Origin of the sequence: Nonomuraea basaltis, assembly GCF_005893125.1 — a bacterium.
GTDB lineage: Bacteria > Actinomycetota > Actinomycetes > Streptosporangiales > Streptosporangiaceae > Nonomuraea > Nonomuraea basaltis.
Genome location: NZ_VCJS01000257.1, coordinates 1 through 16,944, shown reverse-complemented (window position 1 = coordinate 16,944; position 16,944 = coordinate 1). Strand labels below are relative to the sequence as shown.

At 71.8% G+C, this 16,944-nt stretch carries 20 protein-coding genes; 8 read left to right on the top strand and 12 right to left on the bottom strand.

The features are described from left to right. Positions 1-31: 31 nt before the first annotated feature. The 6 genes from EJK15_RS58835 to EJK15_RS58810 all read right to left on the bottom strand — a co-directional run bounded on the left by EJK15_RS58835 (position 32) and on the right by EJK15_RS58810 (position 5,046). Positions 32-1,006, bottom strand: a complete 975-nt coding sequence (locus tag EJK15_RS58835; RefSeq protein WP_138719118.1) for a serine/threonine-protein kinase — start codon at positions 1,004-1,006, stop codon at positions 32-34. 64 nt (positions 1,007-1,070) lie between these two features. Further along, complete coding sequence (locus EJK15_RS58830) at positions 1,071-2,444, bottom strand: alpha/beta fold hydrolase (RefSeq protein ID WP_138719117.1); 1,374 nt, start codon at positions 2,442-2,444, stop codon at positions 1,071-1,073. Positions 2,445-2,469: 25 nt separating this feature from the next. Continuing rightward, positions 2,470-3,027 carry a PspA-associated protein PspAB gene (gene pspAB / locus EJK15_RS58825; RefSeq protein ID WP_138719116.1) on the bottom strand — a complete coding sequence of 186 codons (558 nt, stop codon included), beginning with the start codon at positions 3,025-3,027 and terminating at the stop codon, positions 2,470-2,472. 5 nt (positions 3,028-3,032) lie between these two features. Next, positions 3,033-3,890 carry a zinc metalloprotease HtpX gene (gene htpX / locus EJK15_RS58820; protein ID WP_240777896.1) on the bottom strand — a complete coding sequence of 286 codons (858 nt, stop codon included), beginning with the start codon at positions 3,888-3,890 and terminating at the stop codon, positions 3,033-3,035. Between the two features lie 47 nt (positions 3,891-3,937). Continuing rightward, positions 3,938-4,216, bottom strand: a complete 279-nt coding sequence (pspAA, locus tag EJK15_RS58815) for a PspA-associated protein PspAA (RefSeq protein ID WP_138719114.1) — start codon at positions 4,214-4,216, stop codon at positions 3,938-3,940. After that, on the bottom strand, positions 4,213-5,046 hold the full coding sequence (locus EJK15_RS58810) for a PspA/IM30 family protein (RefSeq protein ID WP_171075191.1): 834 nt from the start codon (positions 5,044-5,046) through the stop codon (positions 4,213-4,215). The genes pspAA and EJK15_RS58810 overlap by 4 nt, the downstream gene beginning before the upstream one ends. A gap of 125 nt (positions 5,047-5,171) precedes the next feature. Here EJK15_RS58810 and EJK15_RS58805 point away from each other — a divergent pair, with 125 nt between their 5' ends. Further along, positions 5,172-5,783: a DUF3043 domain-containing protein gene (locus tag EJK15_RS58805; RefSeq protein ID WP_240777895.1), complete on the top strand. Its 612-nt coding sequence runs from the start codon at positions 5,172-5,174 to the stop codon at positions 5,781-5,783. 18 nt (positions 5,784-5,801) lie between these two features. Here the strand turns inward: EJK15_RS58805 and EJK15_RS58800 are convergent, their stop codons facing one another. Beyond that, positions 5,802-6,800: an SMI1/KNR4 family protein gene (locus tag EJK15_RS58800; protein ID WP_138719112.1), complete on the bottom strand. Its 999-nt coding sequence runs from the start codon at positions 6,798-6,800 to the stop codon at positions 5,802-5,804. A 57-nt stretch (positions 6,801-6,857) separates the two neighbouring features. Between EJK15_RS58800 and EJK15_RS58795 the strand changes: the two genes are divergently transcribed. Further along, positions 6,858-7,856, top strand: coding sequence for an aldo/keto reductase family protein (locus tag EJK15_RS58795; protein WP_138719111.1), 999 nt, complete (start codon positions 6,858-6,860; stop codon positions 7,854-7,856). Positions 7,857-7,921: 65 nt separating this feature from the next. On the opposite strand, the gene EJK15_RS58790 is transcribed toward EJK15_RS58795, so the two are convergent. After that, positions 7,922-8,128: a hypothetical protein gene (locus EJK15_RS58790; RefSeq protein ID WP_138719110.1), complete on the bottom strand. Its 207-nt coding sequence runs from the start codon at positions 8,126-8,128 to the stop codon at positions 7,922-7,924. Between the two features lie 82 nt (positions 8,129-8,210). On the opposite strand from EJK15_RS58790, the gene EJK15_RS75620 reads away from it, so the two are divergent. Both EJK15_RS75620 and EJK15_RS58780 read left to right on the top strand, forming a co-directional pair. Then, positions 8,211-8,528, top strand: a complete 318-nt coding sequence (locus EJK15_RS75620; RefSeq protein WP_138719109.1) for a hypothetical protein — start codon at positions 8,211-8,213, stop codon at positions 8,526-8,528. A 139-nt stretch (positions 8,529-8,667) separates the two neighbouring features. Further along, entirely contained in the window at positions 8,668-9,693 is a 1,026-nt protein-coding gene (locus tag EJK15_RS58780; protein WP_138719108.1) for a bifunctional adenosylcobinamide kinase/adenosylcobinamide-phosphate guanylyltransferase, read from the top strand. A 42-nt stretch (positions 9,694-9,735) separates the two neighbouring features. On the opposite strand, the gene EJK15_RS58775 is transcribed toward EJK15_RS58780, so the two are convergent. Further along, positions 9,736-10,536, bottom strand: coding sequence for an ABC transporter ATP-binding protein (locus EJK15_RS58775; protein WP_138719107.1), 801 nt, complete (start codon positions 10,534-10,536; stop codon positions 9,736-9,738). Between the two features lie 34 nt (positions 10,537-10,570). Between EJK15_RS58775 and EJK15_RS58770 the strand changes: the two genes are divergently transcribed. After that, on the top strand, positions 10,571-11,341 hold the full coding sequence (locus EJK15_RS58770) for an adenosylcobinamide-GDP ribazoletransferase (RefSeq protein WP_138719106.1): 771 nt from the start codon (positions 10,571-10,573) through the stop codon (positions 11,339-11,341). A gap of 27 nt (positions 11,342-11,368) precedes the next feature. Here the strand turns inward: EJK15_RS58770 and EJK15_RS58765 are convergent, their stop codons facing one another. Genes EJK15_RS58765 through EJK15_RS58755 form a run of 3 tightly spaced genes read right to left on the bottom strand, consistent with a single transcriptional unit; the run spans position 11,369 to position 13,571 of the window. Beyond that, positions 11,369-12,265, bottom strand: coding sequence for a CPBP family intramembrane glutamic endopeptidase (locus tag EJK15_RS58765; protein ID WP_138719105.1), 897 nt, complete (start codon positions 12,263-12,265; stop codon positions 11,369-11,371). Further along, positions 12,262-13,227: an SdpI family protein gene (locus EJK15_RS58760; protein WP_138719104.1), complete on the bottom strand. Its 966-nt coding sequence runs from the start codon at positions 13,225-13,227 to the stop codon at positions 12,262-12,264. Before EJK15_RS58760 ends, EJK15_RS58765 begins: the two co-directional genes overlap by 4 nt. Continuing rightward, on the bottom strand, positions 13,224-13,571 hold the full coding sequence (locus tag EJK15_RS58755) for a GntR family transcriptional regulator (protein WP_138719103.1): 348 nt from the start codon (positions 13,569-13,571) through the stop codon (positions 13,224-13,226). Before EJK15_RS58755 ends, EJK15_RS58760 begins: the two co-directional genes overlap by 4 nt. A 105-nt stretch (positions 13,572-13,676) precedes the next feature. Between EJK15_RS58755 and EJK15_RS58750 the strand changes: the two genes are divergently transcribed. From EJK15_RS58750 to EJK15_RS58740, 3 genes are all read left to right on the top strand, one after another. Next, positions 13,677-15,146, top strand: coding sequence for a leucyl aminopeptidase (locus EJK15_RS58750; protein ID WP_138719102.1), 1,470 nt, complete (start codon positions 13,677-13,679; stop codon positions 15,144-15,146). A gap of 52 nt (positions 15,147-15,198) precedes the next feature. Then, a complete protein-coding gene (lpdA, locus tag EJK15_RS58745) occupies positions 15,199-16,563 on the top strand; it encodes a dihydrolipoyl dehydrogenase (protein WP_240777894.1) in 1,365 nt (454 codons plus the stop codon). 38 nt (positions 16,564-16,601) lie between these two features. Continuing rightward, on the top strand, positions 16,602-16,944 hold a 343-nt coding region (locus EJK15_RS58740; RefSeq protein WP_338089958.1), incomplete at its 3' end, for a biotin/lipoyl-containing protein.

Here is a 16,944-nt window from a genome sequence, read left to right as displayed (position 1 = left end):
TTGTCTTAGGGTCTCGTGGGCTCGGAGATGTTTATAAGAGACAGTGGTAGTGCGGCCCGTGGGTGGCGGGAGGCGGCGGGTACGCGCCGTACACCGGACCCGGCGCGCCCCGCACCGGTCCCGACGTGCCCGGCATGGGACCTGAGGCGGCCGCGGCGCTGCCCTGCTGGAGGAGGCCGGGAGGCTGGGCGGCGGGGGCGTGGCCGAGCAGCCGCATCAGCGCCTCGCCGGCCGCCGGTCGCCGGGCCGGGTCCTTGGCCAGGCAATCCCGAACCAGCGCCCGTAGCCCGGGATCCTCGATCGAGCCGACGTCGGGCTCGTTGTGCAGGATCCGGTTGACCACCGCGGGCAGGCTGTCCTGCCCGAACGGCGCCTGCCCCGACGCGGCGAACACCAGCGTGCAGGCCCAGGCGAACATGTCCGACTTCGGCCCGGGGCTCGCCTCGGTGAGCTGCTCGGGCGCCATATACGAGGGCGTCCCGATCGCCGCGCCGGTGAGCGTCGAGGAGAGGTCGAGCGCCCTGGCGATGCCGAAGTCGATCACCCGGGGGCCGTCGGAGGCCAGCACCACGTTCGACGGCTTGAAGTCGCGGTGCACGATGCCTGCCTGGTGGATGGCGACCAGCGCGGTAATGGTGCCGATCGCGAGCCGGTGCAGGGAGGTGCCCGAGCGGGGCCCCTGGGTGCGTACGACGTCGGCCAGGGTGGGGCCGTCGATGTACTCGCTGACGATGTACGGCCGCCCGCCGAACAGCCCCGTCCCGATCACCTGTGCGGTGCAGAACGGCGCCACCCGCCTGGCCATCGCCACCTCGCGGACGAACCGCTCCGACGCGTCGGTGTCGCCGGCCAGGTCGGCGCGCAGCAGCTTGAGCGCGACCTTGGTGCCGTTGGGGGACGTGGCGAGGTAGACGATGCCCTGTCCGCCCTCACCGAGGCGTCCGGCAACCACGTACTCCCCCACCGACGCGGGATCCCCTGGCCTCGGGTCCGCGAGGTCCGGCATGGACAACCCCCATATATGGCGACTTTCTCGCCATTCTGGTGGGTGGCGCGGGTCGCCGTCACCGTTATGGAGTGCTTCCTGGGGTGGCCAGGACCGCGTCCACGATCGCTCCCGGGTCCTCGAGCTGGACCTGGCGGCCCGCTCGCGGCAGGCGTACCAGCTCGGCGGAGAGGGCGCCGGCCAGCCGCTCCGCGCAGCCGTCCCGCCCGCGGGCGCCGATCACGGTGACCGGCACGTCGGGGAACGGCTTGTCCGCCCTGATCTGGCGCAGGTCGGCGGCCATGTCGCGGCGCGCGAGCCACTCCCCCGCCACCGCCGCGGGCACCTTGCCCATGCGGTAGACGCCGAGCGGGTCGGCCACTCCGGCCAGCCGCCGGTGCGCGGCGGGCCCGGCCAGGCGGGCCAGCGCGGTCGCGCCCCACGTGCCGCCCAGTGCGGGCAGCCACCGGCCGGCGGCCCTGGCGATGGACAGCGGCCCGCGCTCCTCCGGGCAAGGCGGGTCGACCAGGACGAGCTTGGCCACGCACAGCGGGTGCAGCCGGGCGAACGCCTCCGCGTGCCAGCAGGCCACGCCGTGGGCGACGACGGTGACCTGCTCCGGGTGGGCGGGGGACAGCGCGGCCAGGCGGGCGACCTCGGCGTACAGGGTGGGCGGGGACGGCGAGCGCGGGCTGAGGCCGAGCCCCGGCCGGTCGAAGCGGATGACGTAGTGGCTGCCGGCCAGTTCCCTGGCCACCGCGTCCCAGTGGAACCAGGCGCCGGCGGGTCCCGCCGTGATGAGCACCGCCGGGCCATCGCCCTCCTCGATCACGTGCGGCGCGCCGTGTCCGGCCGGCTGCCGTTCCGCGATGAGCAGGCGCAGGGCCACGTACACCAGCCAGACGGCGATGAGGGTGAGCTGCGCGCGGTGCGCGATGCCCACGCCGTGCCCGGCGGCGAGGGCGGCCGCGGTGAGCGCCGTCGCGGCCAGGGTCAGCCACGTGAACACCCACGCCGCCCGCGAACGCCACCGCGCGGCGAGCAGCGCCATGGCGGCCAGCACGGCGCCCGCCGACAGCGCCCCGGCGAGCAGGTGCGCGCGATGCCCGAAGGACGGCGCCCGCAGCCCGCACGCGGAGTCGCTCAGCGCGGCGCAGTCGAGCGGGAACAGCCCGGCCGCGACGGTGAGGAGCCCGAAGGCGGCCAGCGCCAGCCAGCCCGGCCACTCGCGCGCCACCCTGGGCACCAGCGCCACGCCGAGCGCGCAGGCCAGCCCCGACAGGGCGTCGCTGATCCTGAACAGGGCCGTCCAGGGCTGGTCGCGGGCGGCCAGCTCGCTGACGTACCCGTGGGTCCTGTCGACCGCCGGCGTGGTGAACTGGCCGGTGATCCAGGCGCTGCCCAGCACGGCCGCCACGATGAACGCGGCAGCCGTGAGCACGTACAACCTTCGCTCCACGTGATCATTAGATCACTCGGGGCCATCACAGCCCGGGAGCGGCCCAGACGGGGAACCAGCGGCTGAGGTCGGACTCCAGCGGCAGCTCACCCTCCAGCGCGCCCCTGACCTGCATCTCCAGCGAGTTGTCGCGCTTCTGCCCGGTCAGCGGCGCGAACGGGTAGAACGTGCCCCGCTTGTACAGGTAGACCACCGCGAGCCGGCGCCCGTCCTGATCGCCGAACGACACCAGCGAGCACAGCAGCGACGGCCCGAACCCGGCCGACTCCAGCGAGGAGTTGACCGCGTGCAGCTCGGTGACCAGGTCGCTGACGGCGTCGGGCGCGCGGCGGACCAGCAGCCAGGAGTAGCCGTAGCCGTCGTCGAACTCCTCCACGCGGTCGCCGAGCAGCGCCTTGACGTCGCGTTCGAGCGTGGCGAACGCGCCGCCCTCGGCGGCCCGGAACGCCACCGACCCGAGGCCGGTGGGCTCGAGCCCGGTCGCGGCCTGCAACGTCACGGCCGCGGACGGCAGCGCGAACAGCGCGTCGAGGTTCGGCTTCGCCGGTTTTGACCGGCCGAGCAAGGTGTCGAGCCAGCCCATGTGGTTCAGCCCCTTCCGAGCTGCTTGGAGATGTTCGCCAGCTGCTCCAGCCGCCGCTCCAGCGGCGGGTGGGTGGCGAACAGGTTCGCGATCGACTGGCGACCGGACAGCGCCGGGGCGAAGTAGAACGCGTTGAACGGCTCCGCCTCGCGCAGGTCGCGGGTCGGGATCCTGGCCATGTCGCCGGTCACCTTGGTCAGCGCGCTGGCCAGGGCGGACGGGCGTTGCGTGAGCAGCGCACCGGCCCGGTCCGCGGCCAGCTCGCGGTAGCGCGACAGGGCGCGGGTGAGCAGGAAGCTGACGGCGTACACGACGGCCGAGACGAGCAGGATGATCACTCCGACGGGCACGCCGCCCTGACCGCCGTTGCGGCGGCCCGCGAGCCCGCTGTAGAGCGCGAACCTGGTCATGAGCCCGGCCACGATGCCGAGGAACGAGGCGACGGTCATGACGGCGACGTCGCGGTGCGCGACGTGCGACAGTTCGTGGGCGAGCACGCCCTCGAGCTCCTGCGGCTCCAGGCGGCGCAGGATGCCGGTCGTCACGCAGACGACGGCGTTCTTCTGGTTGCGGCCGGTGGCGAACGCGTTGGGGACGTCGGAATCCGCGATCGCCACCCGCGGCTTGGGCATGTCGGCGAGGGCGCACAGCCGGTCGATCAGGCCGTGCAGCTCCGGGGCCTCCTGCGGCGAGACCTCCCGCCCGTGCATCGCGAACAGGGCGATGCGATCGGACAGGAAGTACTGCACGAGCAGCAGACCCCCGGCGAGCACCAGCACGGTCAGCGCCCGTACGCCAACGGCGATCAGGGCACCGACGAACACCACGTAGAGCAGCCCGAGCAGGAACATCGTCACGACCATGCGGCCGGCCAGGCCCCGGTCGGACGCGAACCGCGTCTTCACCGGGCTCAGCCCGGGATGAGGCCCTGGTCGCCCAGCATCTCCCGGACCTCCTCGATCGAGGCGTCCGCGGGGGGAAGGATCAGCTCTGACGGCTCAAGGCTGTCGTCGGGGAGCGCCTTGCCTACGTGGCGCACCTTGTCGAGCAGCGCATGCAGCTTGACGCGGAAGGCCTTCTCGTCGCCGGCCTCGATGGCCGCCTCGAGCTCGCTGTCCAGCTCGTTGAGGATCGAGATGTCGTCGGCGGAGATCTCCACCTGGCCCTCGCCCATGATCCTGACGATCATGCGCCCTCCCCAGGCTGGCGCAGCTGCTGGGTGCCGCCCTGGCCCTGGCCCTGGCTCTGCTGCTGGGGCTGCGCCGGCTGCGGCTGAGCCTGCTGCTGCCCCGGCTCGATGGCGCCCTGCGGCGCCGGGCCCTGGCCCAGCTCGGCCTTCATCCTGGCCAGCTCCAGCTCGACGTCCATGCCGCCGCCCATGCGGTCGAGCTCGGCCTGGATGTCGTCGCCCTTGGTGCCGGTGTAGTCGTCGAGCGCGCCACTGGCCAGCAGCTCGTCGATGGCGCCCGCGCGGGCCTGCATCTGCGCGGTCTTGTCCTCCGCGCGCTGGATCGCCAGGCCGACGTCGCCCATCTCCTCGGAGATGCCGGAGAACGCCTCGTTGATGCGCGTCTGCGCCTCGGCGGCGGTGTAGGTCGCCTTGATCGTCTCCTTCTTCGTGCGGAAGGAGTCGACCTTGGCCTGCAGCCGCTGGGAAGCCGTGGTCAGCTTCTCCTCCTCGGCCTGCAGATTGTCGTGCTGGACCTTGAGGTCGGCCATCTGCGACGCCAGATTGGAGCGACGCTGCAGCGCCTCGCGCGCGAGGTCCTCACGCCCGACCGACAGCGCCTTGCGGCCCTGCTCCTCAAGCCGCTTGGCCGACTGCTCCAGGCCGTTGATCTGCAGCTCCACCCGCTTGCGCGACGTGGCCACGTCGGCCACCCCCCGACGCACCTTCTGCAGCAGCTCGAGCTGCCGCTGATAGGAGTAGTCGAGGGTCTCGCGCGGATCTTCCATCTTGTCCAAGGCCTTGTTGGCCTTGGACTTGAAGATCATCGAAAGTCTCTTCATCACGCTCATGCGCGTCGGCCGTCCCCTTCTAGGTCGTGCTGGTGGTCACCCAATGCAGCGCAGCCGCCTTGGGATTACCCTACGCATAACGCACGGGGGCGTCACTAAGTTGCAGTCCAGGTAGGGTTGACGTCGTGTTGCGACGCCGTTCCCAGACCCCAGTGGACGAGACCCCCGTCCCCATTGACGATCCTAAGCCCCAGGGTAAAGGTCGTCCCACACCCAAGCGCCGGGAGCAGGAGAGCAAACGGCGCCAGCCCGTCCATGCGCCGAAGGACCGTAAAGAGGCCTATCGGCAGACGCGGGCCAAGCAGGCCGCCGAGCGCGAGCGGGCCCGCAAGGGCATGCTCGCAGGTGACGAGCGGTATTTTCCCGCTCGTGACAAGGGCCCCGCGCGCAAGTTCGCGCGCGACTGGGTCGACTCCCGGCGGCTGCCGAGCCAGTATTTCCTGCCGTTCTCGCTACTGATCCTGCTGGCCACGTGGGTTCCCTGGCCCCCCGAGATCCGTGAGCAGGTGCTCAGTCTCGTGATCGCCTTCGGTTGGCCGATCATGATGATGGGCGTGCTCTTCACCTCCTTCTACGTGGCCTGGAAGGTGAAGCGGCTGGTGACGGAGAAGCTGCCGGACGAGAGCCTCAAGGGCGTCGGGTTCTACGCGGCGATGCGGGCCCTGCAGATCCGCAAGCTGCGCTTCCCGCCGCCCCTGGTGCTGCCGGGCGGCAAGCCGGTGCCACCGAAGAGATAGCCGCACCGGGTCCGGCGTCTACGGGTTGCCGCCTTCGACGTTGTCCCAGCGCAGCACGCCGCGCTTGACCGCGGGCCGCCAGCCGTCGATCTCCTTGCCCTGATCCAGGGCGTCGGCGACGGCCCGCAACAGCGCGTAAGAAGACGGCAGGCGAGGGCCCATGCCGGAGATCGTGTCGTCCCATCCGACGGCGCCGCCGGCGGAGTCGACCACGGCGTACTCCATGTCCTCCGAGTCCCGCTCCCCGAAATAGAGGAACGGGATCATCCGGCCGTTCCAATATTCGATGGAGGGATCGGTCCCGACGTCGGTGCGCTCCCACGAGCAGAACCAGCGCCAGACGTCCCGGATCTCCCGGATGCTGAGGGTCTCGGCGCCGTCGAACCAGAAGCCGAAGACCGATCGTCCGCGTGAGCCGTTGTGGCGCAGGAGCGAGGCCCGCAGGTCGTCGGGGAAGTCCACGCCCATCTGAGACTCGGCGACCGCGATCGTGCGTGCCTTGCCGGGCTCGCCGAGCGTCTCGTACGTCTTGGGCGCGTTCGCCTTCAGCCACCGCTCGATCCGCCGCCACTGCCCGTCTACGGCCCGCTCGACCTGTGGGTCGATCGGCCGCACGGTGACCGGGCGACGGGCGGGCGAGCAGTTGGGGTCGGGGATCTCGACCGGCGGCCAGGTAGGGACGTCGGCGGGAACCGGGCCCGGCGTGACCGGTGGTCCGGTGGGAGTGTCCTGGCGCTCCAGCTCGGCCGTGAGGGCCGCCTGCTCGGTCTCATAGGCCCGCCACCCCGCGGCGGCCGCCTGCTGCGCCTCCGTGGGGATCAGCGCGGCCGCCAGCGTCACCGCCACGATCGCCGCGATGACGGCCCACACCAGGCCCATCCGCGAGCTCCGTGCCGGCCTCTTCACCGGCGGCTCGGGCTGCTTGTCAGGCATGCGGGCGGTGGACGTGCGGCGCAGCCGTACCGCTATCGCGGTGAGAATGGCCGCCGTCAGCGCCAGCCGTACGAGCTTCAGCACGTCGCGCACCCTATCCCGAAACGGATCACTCCATGCGTCGGCATTAAGGTCGGACGCATGGAATTCCGACACCTCGGTCGCAGCGGTCTCAAGGTCAGCGAAATCAGCTACGGCAACTGGCTCACTCACGGCTCCCAGGTCGAGGAAGACGCCGCCAAGCAGTGCGTGCAGGCGGCGCTCGACGAGGGCATCACCACGTTCGACACCGCGGACGTCTACGCGGCGACGAAGGCCGAGGAAGTGCTCGGCCGGGCGCTGAAGGGCGTGCGCAGGGAGTCGCTGGAGATCTTCACCAAGGTCTACTGGCCGACAGGGCCCGGTCAGAACGACCGCGGCCTGTCGCGCAAGCACATCACCGAGTCGATCAACGGCTCGCTGCGCCGCCTGCAGACGGACTACGTCGACCTGTACCAGGCGCACCGCTTCGACTACGAGACGCCGCTGGAGGAGACGCTCAAGACGTTCGACGATCTGGTACGCCAGGGCAAGGTCCTCTACATCGGCGTCAGCGAGTGGACCGCCGACCAGATCGCCCAGGCGTTGAAGATCGCCGACGAGATGGGCTTCGACCGGATCGTGTCGAGCCAGCCCCAGTACTCGATGCTGTGGCGGATCATCGAGTCCGAGATCGTGCCGCTGAGCGAGAAGGAGGGCGTCGGCCAGATCGTCTGGTCGCCGATCGCGCAGGGCGTGCTCACCGGCAAGTACCTGCCCGGTCAGCAGCCTCCGGAGGGCTCGCGGGCGACCGACGCCAGCGGCAGCGCCATGATCGCCCGGTTCATGAACGACGACGTGCTGACCCGCGTACAGGATCTCCAGCCGATCGCCGCCGACCTGGGGCTGAGCATGGCCCAGCTGGCGATCGCCTGGGTGCTGCAGAACCCGAACGTCTCCAGCGCCATCGTCGGCGCCAGCCGCCCCGAGCAGGTGCGCGACAACGTGAAGGCGTCGGGCGTGAAGCTGGAGGCGGACGTGCTGCGGCGGATCGACGACGTGCTCGGCCCGGTCGTCGAGCGCGACCCGTCCAAGACCGTGAGCCCCCGCACCCGCCCGTAACCCCCCTAAGCCCCAAAGCCCCTTGAGTCACAAAGCGCTCAAGGGGCTTTTCATTTATCCCGGATTCACTCCGGGCGCAATGACAATCCCGTGTATTCGACGCGGTCCTCATCGAGCAGCGCCACCCGCTCAACGCCATATTCGAGCAGCTCACGCCAATTTTCGCCGAGCCAGGACTCGGCATCGGCCTGACTCGGAAAAACTTCTCGCGGCAAAGGGCGATCCGTCACCTCACCACCATTTGCATTTTCATAACGCCACCGCCATGTCATGCCATACGCTCCTTTTCCGCGGGTTCGCCGGCGCACCTTCCGACGGCACTGGCACCCTACTCCCGAGCTTGGAGGTCAATCGATGCTGCGCGCGTGCCGTGTTGCGGCCGGAGTCGCCCTCGCGGCGGCCGCCTTACTCTCCCTCCCCCTTTCCGCCCTCGCCTCGCCCGCCATCGAACCCGCCAACCCCCATCCCGGTTCGGCCGGCCCCGATGCCACGCGGCTGTGGAGCGTCTGGCAGAGCGACGGCACGGCGTGGCTGGCCGCCGCGGCCGGGGATTCGCCGCAGGACGGCTCGGTCATCGGCTGGCGCTTCTCCGCGGCGCCCGACCGGGCGGCGAGCGAGTCTCCGGGCGGGGAGCTGCTGCCGATTCCGGTGGCGGGCTGCCGATCGCGCTGATCGCGGGCGCGGTGGGGGCGCTCGCCCTGCTCGGCGGCGGCGCGGTCGCCGCCACCCGCCGCCGCTCGAAGCCCTCCGTCCCGGCGGGCCGTTAGGCCGCGGCCTCGATCATTCCACCACTCTTTGTACGCTCGGCGCGGTGAAGGTCCTTCTCTCTGGTACCGGGGGCGGCGCGGGCTGGCCCGCACCGGGCTGCGGCTGCGCATCCTGCGCCGGGCTGCCACCCGGCCATCGCCGCCGCCCGTTCGAACTGGTCGTGGACGACGCGGTCCGATATCCCTTCGTCGATCCGCCTCCCGGGTACCGGGCCTGCGCCGGCGGCCTCGGGCTGGTCTGTCCCGGTGGTCCGGCCCTGCTGTACGTGCCGCCGGGAGAGCAGAGCCCGCCCGGGGACGGGCCCTCGCGGTATGACGTGGTGCTGATCGACCTGCTCGACCAGCCGGAGCGGCTCGGGGAGCTGCGGCGGGCGGGGTCGGTGGACGAGGCGACCCGGGTGGTGGCCGTCGGGCTGGATCACCGGATCCGGTCGGAGGAGGAGCTGGCCAGGCGGCTGGGGCTGTGGGGCGCGGTCGCCGTGCCGGATGGGACGACGCTGGAGATCTCGGCCGGGCGACCGCGCGCCACGCCTTCCGGCAGCCGGGGCCGGTTGGCGCGGCGGGCGTTGTTGCTGGGCGGGTCGCGGTCGGGGAAGTCGGCGGAGGCCGAATTACGGTTGGCCGCGGAGCCGTACGTGACTTATGTGGCGACCGGCCCGGACGGCGGCGGCGACGGGGAGTGGGCCGCGCGGGTGCGGGCGCACCGGGTGCGGCGGCCCGCGCACTGGGACACCGCCGAGACCACCGACCTGACCGCGACGATCGGGAACGCCACCACGCCGCTGCTGATCGACGGGCTCGGGACGTGGCTCGCGGCGGTGTTCGACGAGCACGGGGCCTGGGAGGGCGACCGCGCGCCGGTCTCCGGACGGTGCGACGACCTCGTGGCGGCGTGGCGGCAGGCGCCGCAGCCGATCGTGGCGGTGTCCGATGAGGTGGGGATGGGCGTGGTGCCCGCCACGGCCAGCGGGCGGGCGTTCAGGGACGCGCTCGGCCGGCTCAACGAACGGCTCGCCGCCGAGTCCGAGTATGTGGCGCTGGTGGTCGCGGGGCGGCTGCTCGAGCTGTGACCGCCGAGCGCGTCCCGCGGCCCGGACGTCGTGCTACGGGGACTACGGGCGGACGGCGCGGGCGTACCAGCGGCCGTCGAGGCGGTCCACGTGCAGGGGGCGGCCGAAGCACTCGGAGAGGTTCGCCGGGGTGAGCACGTCCGCCACCGGCCCGGCGGCCAGAACCCGGGCGTCGCGCATGAGCATGGCGTGCGTGGTCGTCGCCGGCACCTCCTCCAGGTGGTGCGTCACCATCACGGTGGTGAGCACGGGCCTGGTCGTGGCCAGGTCCTCGACGGCGGCGATGAGGTCCTCCCGCGCCGGCAGGTCGAGCCCCGCGAACGGCTCGTCGAGCAGCAGCACCGCAGGATCGCCCATGAGCGCCCTGGCCACCCTGACCCTCGCCCGCTCACCCTGCGAGCACACGCGGAACGGCCGCTCCGCCAGGTCCTTGCAGCCCAGGTCGGCCAGCAGGCGGAGGGCCCGGTCCCGCTCCGCGTCGCCGTACTTGTCCCACAGCGGCACGCTCGTCCCCGTGTGCCCGGTGAGCACCACGGTGTGCGCGGTCGCCCCCTCCTCCTCCATGAGCTCCTCGTCGACCAGCCGCTGGCTGGAGGCGACCAGGCCGATGTGGCGGCGCAGCTCCCGCAGGTCGACCCGCCCGAACCGGTGGCCGAGCACCTTGACCGTGCCCTCACTGGGGTGCCGTACGCCGCCGGCCAGCGAGAGCAGCGTCGTCTTGCCCGCGCCGTTGGGGCCGAGGATCGCCCAGTGGTCGCCGTAGTCCACCTGCCAATCGACCGCGTCGAGCAGCGACTTGCCGACGACTCGGACGCCTACGCCTTCGAGTTCAACCACGTGCATCCCGCCACACTAGTGGGACCTAGGATGCGCGGTTATGTCCTTGGTGCACGGGCTGCGGTTCGCCGTCGGCACGCTCAGCGTCTTTCCCGTACGGGTCGAGCACGTGGATCGGCAGGTCGCGGGGCAGGCGATGACGTTGGCGCCGGCCGTGGGGGCGGCGCTCGGCGTGGTCGCCGGGCTGCCCTTGTCACTGCCCGCGCCCCCGCTGCTGGGGTCGGCGCTGGCGCTCGGACTGCTGGCCGTGCTGACCCGCGGCCTGCACCTCGACGGGCTGGCCGATCTGGCGGACGGGCTGGGCAGCGGCAGGCCCGCCGATCAGGCGCTCGACATCATGAAAAAGTCGGACATCGGGCCGTTCGGCGTGATGGCCCTGGTGTTCACGCTGCTCATCCAGGCCGCCGCGCTGGCCGAGGCCGGGTTCGCGGCTCTGGTGACCGCCTGCGTGGCGGGACGGGTGGCGCTGACGTGGGCCTGCCGGGCGAGCGTCCCCGCCGCCCGGCCGGACGGGCTGGGTGCGATGGTCGCCGGCACGGTACGCCCCTCCGCCCCCTGGCTCGTCACCCTGACCGCCCTGCTCGCGGCCGCCTCCCTCGGCCTCAGCATCGACGCGGGCGCCTGGGACGCCGGGCTGGGGCTCCCCGCCTTCCTCACACTGCCGCTCGGCCTGCTCGCCGGGCTCGGAGCCGCTCTGTTGCTGCTCCGGCACACCGGGCGGCGCCTCGGCGGCATCACCGGCGACGTGCTGGGCGCACTGGTGGAGACCGCCACGGCCGCCGCGCTCGTGGCGTGCGCGGTGCTCGGCTGACCGGAGCCCCCCGGTCCGGCTGCGCGGTCAGTCAGCCAGAGGGGCCGGTTGCGGCGGGCGTACCGGAGAGAAGCGGAGCAGGGCCGCGCAGGCCAGCGCCAGCAGCACCCAGCCCACCAGGCCGGTCACCCCCACCAGCACCTCGTTCGGCGGCGCGGCGGCGTCGCCCAGCAGCATGGCGGCCGGGGCGACGGCGTTCAGTGAGCCGTGCGCCACGACAGCGGGCCACACGCTGCCCGTACGCAGCCGCAGCCACCCGATCAGCACCCCGGCCAGCACGCAGAACCCGATGAAGAACAGCGCCGCCCACGACCCGAGCCGGGGGTAGTTGTAGCCGAGCAGCGTGAGCGGAGCGTGCCAGACGCCCCAGATGGCGCCGGAGAGCAGCAAGCCGGCGAAGACGCCGTTCGCGGACACGAGCCGGGGCAGCAGCCAGCCGCGCCAGCCCCACTCCTCGCCCAGCGTCGGGATCGCGTTCAGCAGGGGACCGATGAGGATCCCCACCGCGATCTGCAGCACGGCCACCGAGCCGAGATCGGCCGGCAGCTCCGTGCCCCGCGCCTCCAGTGTCGTCCTGAGCAGGCTCAGCTTGCCGAGGTCCAGCGACACCAGCCCGGCCGCGGCGCTCACCCCTATCGCCAGGAAGATCAGGAACGGGGTGCCGAGCCACGCGGCGAGCATCATCGCCCCCGTGCGGCCCTTGCGCTCGCCGAGCGTCAGGCCCGTCTGCCTCGCCCACTCCTTGAACGGGGTGCGCGAGACGGCCCACACGCCGAGCACGCCCGCCGTGGGCGTGAACATCATCAGCGTGGCCAGCCCCATCAGCAGCGGTGAGCCGAGCTTCCCGCCGAACCAGATGGGCAGCACCGCCGCCCAGGACAGCCCGAAGGCCAGGGTGATGAAGATGAGGAGAGGTCTTTTCATGGCTCCGCTCGCTCCGGGATGAGGGCGTTGATGAGGGACGCGCCGCGTGCGGCGTCGTCGATGCTGATCGCCAGCCGGCCGCCGGACCGGTAGCCGAGCACGAGGCAGTCGCCGCCGCGCAGCATGATGGTGGCACCGCCGGGCAGCCCGCGGATGCCCCAGCCGCCGACCTGGCTCGGGTGGCGGGTCTCCGACCAGGCCGACTGGATCTTGGACAGCGCGATCGTGCGCATCGGCCAGCCCAGCGGGCCGAACCCGATGACGACCCAGTCGTCCCCGGCCCGTACGGAGACGGACGAGGTCAGGACCCCGGCCAGCAGCACGATGACGAGCCCGGGCAGGATCCTGACCACCGTGCCGCCCGCCAGCACGCCCACGAGGTAGAGCGCGCCTGCCCCGGCCATGGCCGCCACTGCGATGAGGGGGATCAGGGCGAGGTACGGGTTGGCGACGTGGCCGACCCAGACGGTGCGCTGTCCCGGCCTGAGCCGCAGGCGGGCCGGCTCCCGCCCGGCGGGCGGGAGCTCGTCGGGCGCTCCCCTGCCCAGGTGGCCGGCGAGCAGCGTGACGGCGAGCGCGGCGCCGACGACGATGAGTGCCTGCCATCCGGGCAGCCGGGTCTCGGTCCAGCCGGGCGCGTCCAGGTTGGCCAGCAGGGTCGTGACGTTCATGCCGAGCGCGAACACGCCCAGCCCGAAGAGCGCGCCCCACCAGATCATCCGGCCCTGCCTGCGGGCCGGCGCCCGTCCCCGCACGGCCAGGCAGACCAGCCAGGGCACCGCCCAGACCAGCACCTCCATCGCCAGGTACGGGCCGAAGGCCATCGTGCCGTCGGGCCTGCCGTCCGGGCCCCAGTGCGTGGCCAGCGGGCCGGGGAGCCGGTCCCGCGCGGCCAGGGGCAGCAGGACCTGGACGGCGATGCCGGCCAGGCCCCACACGGCGGCGGTGATGCGGGGATTCATGGCAGTTCCTCCAATATGGCGATGAGGTCGTCGCGGCTGTAGCCGTACCTCCTGGCCTCGTCCATCAGCTCGCGTGCCCGCTGCGCGAGAAGGGCGCGCCCGTCGGCGCGGCCGGCGACGCTGACGCCGCGCCCGCGCCGGAACTCCAGCAGCCCTTCGTCCCGCAGGTCGCGCAGCGCGCGCAGCACGGTGTTGGAGTTGATGCCAAGCGTCCTGGCCAGGTCGCGAGCGGGCGGCAGGCGGTCTCCGGGTGCGTAGGACCCTTCGCCGATCGCACGCCGGATGGCGCCGGCCACCTGCTCATGGAGGGGCCGTGCGTCGTTGAGATCGAGCGTCAGCAACATGATGCTAATGACACTAGCACCATGTCTCCGAAAATGCTGCCCGAGAATTTGTAGGATGAACCCCTGTTTGTGAGTACGCAGAAACCGTGGATAGCATCGGTTTACGTGACCACTGTGCGGCTGAACTCAGCAGATCCAGTCTCCCTTGACACCGACGCGTTGATCGTCGGCTTCAGCTCCGGCGAGGCGGGCCCCCGGGCCGCCACGGGCGCCGAGTCCCTCGACTCTGCCTTCGGCGGCAAGCTGGCCGCCTCCCTCGAGGCGGTCGCCTTCTCCGGCAAGAGCGGTGAGCTGGCCAAGCTGCCCACGTTCGGCGCCATCGCCGCCCCGCTGCTGGTCGCGGTCGGGCTGGGCGACTCCTACGACGCCGAAGGGCTGCGCCGCGCCGCCGGCGTCGCCGTGCGGTCCCTCGCCGGCACCTCCCGCGCCGCGCTCGCCCTGCCCGCAGGCTCCGCAGAGGAGGCCGAGGCGGTCGCGCTCGGCGGGCTGCTCGGCGCGTACGCCTTCGCCCGTTACCGCACGAACGGCGAGCAGAAGCCGCCGGTGGCCGAGCTGACGGTGGTCTCCGGGCAGCCCGACGCCGTCGCCGAGCGCGCGGCCCTGCTGGCCGAGTCCGTCGCGCTGGTCCGCGACCTGGTCAACACGCCGCCCTCGGACCTCTGGCCCGCCAAGTTCGCCGAGATCGCCGAGCAGGCGGGCGGCAAGGCCGGGCTGAGCGTCGAGGTGCTCGACGAGAAGCAGCTCAAGGACGGCGGCTACGGCGGCCTGGTCGGCGTCGGCCAGGGCTCGGCCAACCCGCCGCGCCTGGTCCGCCTCTCCTACAACCACCCGGAGGCCGGCAAGACGCTGGCGTTCGTGGGCAAGGGCATCACGTTCGACTCGGGCGGCCTGTCGCTCAAGCCGGCCGCCGCGATGGACTGGATGAAGTCCGACATGGGCGGCGCGGGTGCCGTGCTCGGCGCGATGCTCGGCATCGCCAGGCTCGGCCTCCAGGTCAACGCCATCGGCTACCTCTGCCTGGCGGAGAACCTGCCGAGCGGCACCGCGCAGCGCCCCTCCGACGTCATCCACAGCTACAGCGGCAAGACGGTCGAGGTGCTCGACACCGACGCCGAGGGTCGCCTGGTGCTCATGGACGGCATCGCCAGGGCCGCCGAGGACGACCCGGACGTGATCGTCGACGTGGCCACCCTCACCGGCGCGCAGATCGTCGCGCTCGGCTGGCGCACCGCGGGCGTGATGTCCAACGACGACGCCGTCAGGGACCTGGTCATCGAGGCCGCCGGCACGGCGGGCGAGGGCGCGTGGGGCATGCCCCTGCCCGAGGAGCTGCGCAAGGGTCTCGATTCACCGATCGCCGACATCGCCAACCTGCAGCCGGAGCGATGGGGCAGCATGCTGGCGGCGGGCATCTTCCTGAAGGAGTTCGTGCCCGACGGGGTGCGCTGGGCCCACATCGACATGGCCGGGCCCGCCTTCAACAAGGGCGAGCCGTACGGTTACACCCCGAAGGGCGGCACGGGCGCCATCACCCGCACCCTCATCGGACTGGCCGAGCGGCACGCGAGCATCTGAAACAAATGAAAAGATGACGGCATCACGAACACCCCCGACAAGGAGCCTTCCTGTGGCCTATGACATCGTCGTCCTAGGGGGCGGCAGCGGCGGTTACGCCTGCGCCCTGCGGGCGGCTGAGCTGGGCAAGTCGGTCGCCCTGATCGAAAAGGACAAGATCGGCGGCACCTGCCTCCACAGGGGATGCATCCCCACGAAGGCCCTGCTGCACTCGGCCGAGGTCGCCGACGAGACCCGCGAGAGCGAGGCGTACGGCGTCAGGGCCAGCTTCGACGGCATCGACGTCCAGGGCGTCCACGCCTTCAAGGACAAGATCGTCACGCGGGCCTGGAAGGGCGTGCAGGGCCTGTTGAAGGGCGCGGGCGTGACGATCGTCGAGGGCGAGGGCCGCCTGATCGGCGCCAACAGGGTCCAGGTGGGCCAGGACGTCTATGAGGGCCGCAACCTCGTGCTGGCCACCGGCTCGGCGCCCAGGTCGCTGCCCGGCCTGGAGATCGACGGCGAGCGCGTCATCACCAGCGAGCACACGCTGAAGATGGACCGCGTGCCCACCTCGGTGATCGTGCTGGGCGGCGGCGTGATCGGCGTCGAGCTGGCCAGCGTCTACCGCTCGTTCGGCGCCGAGGTCACGATCGTCGAGGCGCTGCCGCACCTGCTGCCGGCCGAGGAGGAGTCCAGCTCCAAGCTGCTCGAGCGGGCCTTCCGCCGCCGCGGCATCAAATACGAGCTGGGCGTCTTCTTCGACAGTGCCAAGACCACCGAGACGGGTGTCGTCGTCACGCTGGCCAACGGCAAGACCCTCGACGCCGAGCTGCTGCTCGTGGCGGTCGGCCGGGGCGCGGTCTCCGCGGGCATGGGCTTCGAGGAGCAGGGCATCGCCATCGAGCGCGGCGCCGTCGTGGTGGACGAGCACTGCCAGACGTCCGTGCCCGGGATCTACGCCATCGGCGACCTGATCCCGACGCTGCAGCTCGCCCACGCCGGGTTCGCCGAGGGCATCATGGTGGCCGAGCACATCGCCGGCCTCAACCCGCCGCCGATCGACTACGCGGGCGTGCCGCGCATCACCTACTCTGACCCCGAGGTCGCATCGGTCGGCATCACGTCCGCGCAGGCTGCCGAGCGCGGCATCGAGATCGTCGAGCAGGTCTACGATCTCGCGGGAAACCCCAAGAGCCAGATCCTCGGCACCTCGGGCGCGGTGAAAGTCATCGCCCAGAAGGGCGGCCCCGTGGTCGGTGTCCACATGGTGGGCAGGCGCATCGGCGAGCTCGTCACGGAAGGCCAGCTGATCTACAACTGGGAGGCGCTGCCCGCAGAGGTCGCCCAGCTCATCCACGCACACCCGACCCAGTCCGAGGCCATAGGTGAGGCGATGCTGGCCCTGGCCGGCAAGCCGTTGCACGTACACAACTAGTCCAGCCCTCGAGATCAGAACGCGAGAGAAGAATAACGATGCCGGTCTCCGTACAGATGCCCCAGCTCGGCGAGAGCGTGACCGAGGGCACCGTCACCCGTTGGCTGAAGAAGGAGGGCGAGCGCGTCGAGGCTGACGAGCCGCTCCTGGAAGTGTCGACCGACAAGGTCGACACCGAGATCCCGTCGCCGTCCGCGGGTGTCCTCACCAAGATTGTCGTGGCCGAGGACGAGACCGTCGAGGTCGGCGCCGAACTCGCCATCATCGACGAGAACGCCCAGCCCGGCGCCGCAGCTCCGGCTCCGGAGGCGGCCCCCGCCCCGGCGCCCGCTCCGCAGCCCGAGCCCGAGCCGGAGCCCGCCCCGGCTCCTCCGTGCTCCC